Source organism: Mesotoga sp. UBA5847, from assembly GCF_002432735.1.
Taxonomy (GTDB): domain Bacteria; phylum Thermotogota; class Thermotogae; order Petrotogales; family Kosmotogaceae; genus Mesotoga.
In genome coordinates, this window is sequence record NZ_DJGL01000104.1 from 11,039 (window position 1) to 17,533 (window position 6,495).

At 46.2% G+C, this 6,495-nt stretch carries 6 protein-coding genes; all 6 read right to left on the minus strand.

The features are described from left to right. On the minus strand, positions 1–1,103 hold a 1,103-nt coding region (locus B3K91_RS13090), incomplete at its 3' end, for a Gfo/Idh/MocA family protein (protein ID WP_292595361.1). 109 nt (positions 1,104–1,212) lie between these two features. Next, positions 1,213–1,596, minus strand: a complete 384-nt coding sequence (locus B3K91_RS13095; protein WP_099830795.1) for a four helix bundle protein — start codon at positions 1,594–1,596, stop codon at positions 1,213–1,215. 97 nt (positions 1,597–1,693) lie between these two features. Continuing rightward, positions 1,694–2,998 (minus strand): nucleotide sugar dehydrogenase, encoded by a 1,305-nt coding sequence (locus B3K91_RS13100; RefSeq protein ID WP_292595365.1) that lies wholly within the window; start codon positions 2,996–2,998, stop codon positions 1,694–1,696. 92 nt (positions 2,999–3,090) lie between these two features. Beyond that, the gene (locus B3K91_RS13105; RefSeq protein WP_292595368.1) at positions 3,091–3,816 is read right to left on the minus strand and encodes an acyltransferase; all 726 of its coding nucleotides are present in this window, start codon (positions 3,814–3,816) and stop codon (positions 3,091–3,093) included. A 368-nt stretch (positions 3,817–4,184) separates the two neighbouring features. Continuing rightward, positions 4,185–5,465 (minus strand): DegT/DnrJ/EryC1/StrS family aminotransferase, encoded by a 1,281-nt coding sequence (locus tag B3K91_RS13110; RefSeq protein WP_292595371.1) that lies wholly within the window; start codon positions 5,463–5,465, stop codon positions 4,185–4,187. Positions 5,466–5,637: 172 nt separating this feature from the next. After that, positions 5,638–6,285, minus strand: coding sequence for a winged helix-turn-helix transcriptional regulator (locus B3K91_RS13115; protein ID WP_292595373.1), 648 nt, complete (start codon positions 6,283–6,285; stop codon positions 5,638–5,640). Positions 6,286–6,495: the final 210 nt, after the last annotated feature.

Consider the following 6,495-nt stretch of genomic DNA (forward strand, 5'->3'; position numbering starts at 1 on the left):
TATATTCCAAGAATGATCTCCACGGATTTCTTGCCTTCTTCTCCATTGACAAAGGGTTCGCGATCTTCGATGATTGCCCTGGCGAAGTCCTCAAAGGCTGTTATGTGGCCTGAACCGTATACTGTATCGGGATCAGGCAATTGCATTAACGGATGGGAGTCTTCGCCGTCAAATCTCCATGTCTGAATCTTGTTGACCGCCAGACCTCCCAAGACAACAGTCCCCTTTTCACCGAAGACAGAGAGAGTCTCTTCCAGATTCTTCGGATATACGTTTGCCGTTCCTTCGATTATACCAATCGATCCGTTCTTGAATCTAACAATTGCGGCCCCGAAATCCTCAGTCTCTATATATGGATGATTGTAGTTCTCTGTCATTGCAAATATCTCTTGGACATCTCCTCCTAGCATCCACTGGAGAAGGTCTATGTTGTGCGCGCACTGGTTCATGATCGTTCCGCCATCCATCGCCCATGTTCCTCTCCAGCTGGCTTGTTTGTAGTACTCTTCGTTTCTGTTCCAGAGAATTCGTGCAGTTGCGGTGAAGACTCTTCCAAATTTACCGGAATCGATCGCTTTTCTCAGCTCCTGAACGGGAGGGTTGAACCTGTTCTGAACACAGACGGCGAGTTTCAACTTCTTCTTTCGAGATAGGGCTATCATCTGGTCCATGTGTTCGGAAGAAAGAGCCATTGGCTTTTCAACGAGAACATGCTTCCCCACCGAAAGAAAATCTATAGTGTTCTTGTAATGATTCCCACTTTCGGTAGCGATCGTGACGAAGTCGATATCTGTCGAGAGTAAGTCTTTGTAGTCGGAGATTACGCGCGGACGTTGGAGATCACACTCGGATGCTGGAGAGGAAGAGAATCTGTCTTGGCAATTCTGGCTCTCGTTTTTCTCACTTGTTCTCTCTTTCTCTCCGCGAACAAGCGATATCTCTCGTCTCTTCATATATTCTTCTGCAGCTCTCTCGGCTTTCTCCGGCACGAGATCGCAGACCGCAACAAGATCTATCAAGTCACTGTTTGCTGCAAAGGCCTCTATGTGTTTCTTTGTTCCAATTCTTCCGCAACCAATTAGGGCGGCGGTTAGTTTTTTCATGTGGTCACTCCTATCGTTTTTTGGTTATCGAGAAAGAGCACCGTCGAGAAGGCGAGACGACACTTCGTGTCGAGAAAAGACCAGTGAGAAAGGATCATCTCTTCAAGCATCATTTTTCCTTTAAGCCTGATTTCGAAACACTCTTCCTTCTAATTGACGAGATTAGATTCATCAGCATCCTTCTCAGTCTTTCATAACTCTCTGTCAGACTTGAGTAATCAGCCTCGTTGAGATATCCAAGTCTCTTTGAAATATCGAATTGAGTTCTTAGTTCCATTAGTGATCCTCTCGCGTTGTATAGAAAATGCAAATATTCTTTCGAGTGGCCTCTACCATTGCCTTCAGCGATGTTCGATGGTATTGACACGGCAGCTCTTCTCATCTGCGAAACAAGACAGTATCTCTCTTCTTCTGGAAAGCTCCTTGTTAACTTGTAGACGCTCTCAACAAAGCTCATAGACACTTCGTAAATCTCCATTTCGAAAAAAGCCATTCTTACCTTCTTCTCTCCTTTCTCTCTTACTCTCGGCGATGCTCCTCGCCTTCTCGAAAGTATTGCTTCACCAACAACATACAACGCCCAACGGTTCCTAAAGTACTTCTACATTTCCAGATTCAATACCCATTTTGCTGAGGACGTTTTTGGCGTCGAAGATGTATTTCGCGTTCTTGACTATCATCGGATAGTTTATGAGTTTTTTGTGAGCCGTTGTTATTATCACCACATCGGATCCTATGATCAATTCTTCGGTGAGGTTGACAGTCTTCACGGTCTTTCCCTCCCAAATGAATTCGGGGACATAAGGATCTACAACAGAGACGTGAGCATGGTTTTTCTCGAGGTGTTCAAGAACCTTCAATGCCGGAGACTCTCTCATGTCTTCGATGTCTTCTTTGTATGCGATTCCGAGCATGACGACCTTCGCTCCATTCATACATTTGCCTCGTTCGTTCAATGCCTTCATGATTCTGGTTACTACATATTCGGGCATCGAATCGTTTATCTCTCCGGAGAGCTCTATAAGGCGAGTATGGTAGTCATACTTACGGGCAATATATGTGAGATAGAAGGGGTCGATGGGGATGCAGTGGCCGCCGACTCCAGGACCAGGGAAGAAGGGCATGAATCCGAAGGGTTTTGTGGAAGCGGCATTTATTACATCCCAGATATTGATTCCCATCTTGTCTGCAACTACTGCCATTTCGTTAATCAGGGCAATGTTGACGATCCTGAATGTGTTCTCGAGTATCTTCGTCATTTCCGCTTCTTTCGGAGATGAGACAACAAAGACTTCTGCGTCCAAGACAGATTCGTACAAAAGCATAGCCACTTCGGTCGATTCTGGGCCTACTCCGCCTACGACTTTCGGGGTGTTCTTCGTCTTGAATCTGAGGTTTCCCGGGTCGACTCTTTCGGGGCTGAAGGCCAAGAAGAAGTCTTTTCCACAGACAAGGCCGGTTTCTTCCAGTATTGGTTTCATGACATCTTCTGTCGTTCCCGGATATGTCGTTGATTCGAGTACTACGAGCATGTCTTTGTGGAGTCTCTTTGCAACATTTTCTGTTGAGTTGATCACGTACGTAAGATCCGGCTGCTTGAAGACATCAAGGGGAGTGGGAACACAAATAGCTATCACGTCGCAGCCTGAGAGTTCATCGAAATCAGAGGTCGCCCGAAGATGACCGTCTGAAACGATCTTCTCCAGATCCGCGTTCACCACATCTCCTATGTAGTTATGGCCTTCATTTACCATCTGGACTTTGCTTTCCTGGATATCGAAACCAATAACCTTGTATCCGGCCTTGGCCTTCTCAACCGCCAGGGGCAGACCAACGTAGCCTAACCCAATGACTCCTATTATTGCCGACTTGTCTTGAATTCTCTCTTTGAGCATGGAAACCTCCGTCGTATTCGTTGTCGGTTGTTGGTTGTGGGTTGTTCGAGATCAAATCTCTTCGAATAACCTACAACGCACAACGTACAACGTCATTTTTCATAGTATTCCTGTTCTTCAATCAATTGCTCTTGTGGCACTTCTCGAATGTACTTTGCAGGGATTCCAGCGTAGATCTTTCTTGGAGCCAGGTCCCTTGTCACAACGCTCCCTGCTGCGACTAGCGCATCCTCACCAATAGTGATTCCGGGGAGAATCGTTGCATTCGCTCCAATTCTTGCCCCTCTTTTCAATGTCGGGCCTTTGAAGTGCTTTTTTCTTTCTTCTGTTCTTCCTAGAAAGTTGTCGTTTGTGAATGTAACCTCAGGGGCGATAAAGCAGTAGTCTTCTATAGTTGAAAAGGCGGTTATGTATGCTCCGGTTTCAATCTTCACTCTCTTTCCAACTGTGGTCCCATTTTCAACAGTGGCTCCCTTTCCCACTATTGTCTTTTCTCCGATTTTCGTCTTCTCTCGAATAGTTGCGAGATCACCGACAAAGCACTTTTCTCCAAGTGATGCTCCCTTGTAGATGACACAAGAGGCACCGATTGTAGTTCCATTGCCGACTGCCAACGGCTGGAGCTCTTCAATGCTCGTGGTGGCGCTTGTGCTGGCTGCAAATGGTTCCTTCCCAAGCACAGTGTTGTCGCCTATGGTTACGTAGTCTCCAATGAGTACTCCTTTGTGAATTACCACGTTGTGACCTATTACACAATTCTCGCCAATCACTGCGCCGTCTTCGATTACTACGTTGATTCCTTTATGGATGTCAAGCATGGGAATACCTCCAGGCGAGGCTGTACGTTGTGGGTTGTTGATTGTAGATGAGAAGAGACGACAAGGAGATTGCCGAGAAGCTCGCAAAGCGAGCGAGACATATCTGCGATATGAGAGATTTGAAAGAACCAAAGAGACTATGTAGAATTCCGCTTGCACCTTCTAGAAATGAATGCAAGAGCAAGAATCTGCAAACAATGGCAAGTGCAGACGTTCCAAGTTTCTTCTCCCAAATACCCAGTGCCTTCTTGTTCCCCAACAAGCCACAACACCTCGGTCATGTTTTCAGAGTATTTTTGTTGTCAGTCTTCTTTTCTGAAGATCATTTCTCATGCGCGAAGCGCACTCTCGTCAATGGTCTTTCTCTCTTATCTCCCGTTCGTGACAAATTCACCGATTTTGTCGACCACGTATTTGATTTCTTCATCTCTCATTTCAGGGAATATCGGCAGGGCAAGTGTCTCTTCACAGGCTTTCTCGGTCACGGGAAATTCCCCCCTCTTATAACCGAGGTACTCAAAGCACTTCTGCTGGTGAAGGCCCATGGGATAGTAGATCGATGTGCCGATACCGTTACTGGCAAGATGATCCCTCAGTCTGTCTCTCTCTTCTCTGCTGAAGCCTTCAAATCTCACCACGTACTGATGGAAGACGTGAGAGAAGCGATAATCGTTAGCCGTCGCCGGTTCACCGTCCGCCGAATAAGGAACAGAGGGGCAGTGAATTACGACATCGTTGTGGGTTGTGGGTTGTGCGTTGTTCGAAAGAGACTTATCTTTACCCACAACCGACAACCTACAACATACAACGTTCAAGTCGTTCTTTATCATCTCGGCTTGATACTTCTCGGCTATTTCAATTCTTCTTTTCTCGTATTCTTCCAAGTGTTTAAGTTTTATATTCAGAACTATGGCCTGGAGTTCGTCAAGTCTCGAGTTTATGCCTATCATTTCATGAACGTATTTCACGGGTGAGCCGTGGACTCTGTAGCTTCTGCAGAATGCTGCGAGTTCGTCGTCATCTGTTGTTATCATTCCGCCGTCGCCATAGGCACCCAGGTTCTTCGTCGGGAAGAAAGAGAAAGTCGATATATCTCCGATCGAGCCTGTCATAATAGTCGATCCGTCTGGATGGTTCCATCTCGAGCCAATTGACTGTGCGCAGTCTTCGATTATCTTAACTCCGTATATCTCTCCTATGTTCTGGAGTCTCTCAAGATTCATAGACTGGCCAAAGAGATGAACCGGGATTATCGCTTTGATCTTTTCTCTTTCGGGATCGGTTTGGAGCAGTTCTTCGACCTTGTCAAGGTCGATGTTGTAAGTTACTGGGTCGATATCCGCGAAAAGGGGGGTAGCGCCGTTTCTGGTAATACAGCTGACTGTAGCGAAGAAGGTATAGGGAGTTGTAATTACATAGTCTCCGGGGCCTATTCCGAGAGCAGCCACGGCAATTAGGAGAGCATCTGATCCATTTGCGACTCCAATCGCATGCTTTGCTCCAATTAGATCGGCTACGTTTTGTTCCAGCTCTCTTACAGCTTCACCCAGAATCACCCTTCCGCCTAGAAGAGCCTCGTCGATCTCCTTGAGAACCACTTCTCTTAACTCGTTGTATTGCCTTGTCAAATCGAATAGTGGTATATGCATAGAACCTCCATCTTTCTGTCGAGAGGACGCCTGTACTTGGAGAAGACGGATCCGAGATTTCAAACGGACGAGGAGATTAGAATCACATTCTCCTTATTGGAGATTTGTGCCGATAATTTGCCTCAGGAACGTTACTCTCGTCATCTCGCCCTCTCGAAAATGGTTTTTCTCGTTACACAAGCTCTTCTAGTTCAACTTTGCCCAATTTGGATATTGTGAATACCATTACGTTTTTCATTCCCTTTTCTTTTGCATTCTTGACTATGTTGTTTGCATGTCTGAATGACGCGACGATCACCGCGGTTTCCTCATCGCTTTTCACTTCTTCGGGTGAAGACACATGAAGATCGTGGAATGTTCCATTTTGCTTCGATTGCGAATCGTCTATGAAACCGATGATCTTGACTCCTTCGGTTCTGAGGACATCTGCAAGAATGCCTCCGATAATCCCGGCGCCGTAAAGATAGAAGCTCTCGTGTTCACTCTCTTTGATCGTATCGAGAACCTCTCCAAATATCTCTCTCGATTCCGTGTAGAGCTTTGCCGCCTCTTTTAGATAAAGAATAGTCAGATACTGCAGCCTGAATTTACCCGCTTCAGTCAGTACGTATCGCATATTCCTTCGGTTTTCGCCCTCTTTCTGAATTAGGTGGGAATCTTCGAAGTCTCTTATATACTTGTTGACCATACTGGGAACGATACCGGCAATTCGGGCGAGCCTCTCCTGAGAGACGGAAGAACTCTCAGTCAGGGCCTTCAGAATACTCATCTCTCTGAAATTCGGAGACGGATTGAAAAATGAAAACTCGGAAAGATCCATAGTCGCTCCTTTATTATTCATTCACTGACAGAATTATAGCAACTCGATTGTTCATAAGTCAAGTGGTAGGTACGGAGAACAAGAGAGAACTCGCTTCGCTCGTGAGAGGATGAGAACGGGCAATTGCGAGATAACGAGAAGCATTAAAAGGGAGCCGCGGATTTCGGGTGTGGGGTCTCGGTTTGGCAAGAGCGAGAAGACGCTTTGAGT

Bases quoted from the DNA above. Each gene is read 5' to 3' on its own strand.
- B3K91_RS13095 (WP_099830795.1), bottom strand. From the start codon at position 1,596: ATGGCTTTTTTCGAAATGGAGATTTACGAAGTGTCTATGAGCTTTGTT.
- B3K91_RS13100 (WP_292595365.1), bottom strand. From the start codon at position 2,998: ATGCTCAAAGAGAGAATTCAAGACAAGTCGGCAATAATAGGAGTCATT.
- B3K91_RS13105 (WP_292595368.1), bottom strand. From the start codon at position 3,816: ATGCTTGACATCCATAAAGGAATCAACGTAGTAATCGAAGACGGCGCA.
- B3K91_RS13110 (WP_292595371.1), bottom strand. From the start codon at position 5,465: ATGCATATACCACTATTCGATTTGACAAGGCAATACAACGAGTTAAGA.
- B3K91_RS13115 (WP_292595373.1), bottom strand. From the start codon at position 6,285: ATGGATCTTTCCGAGTTTTCATTTTTCAATCCGTCTCCGAATTTCAGA.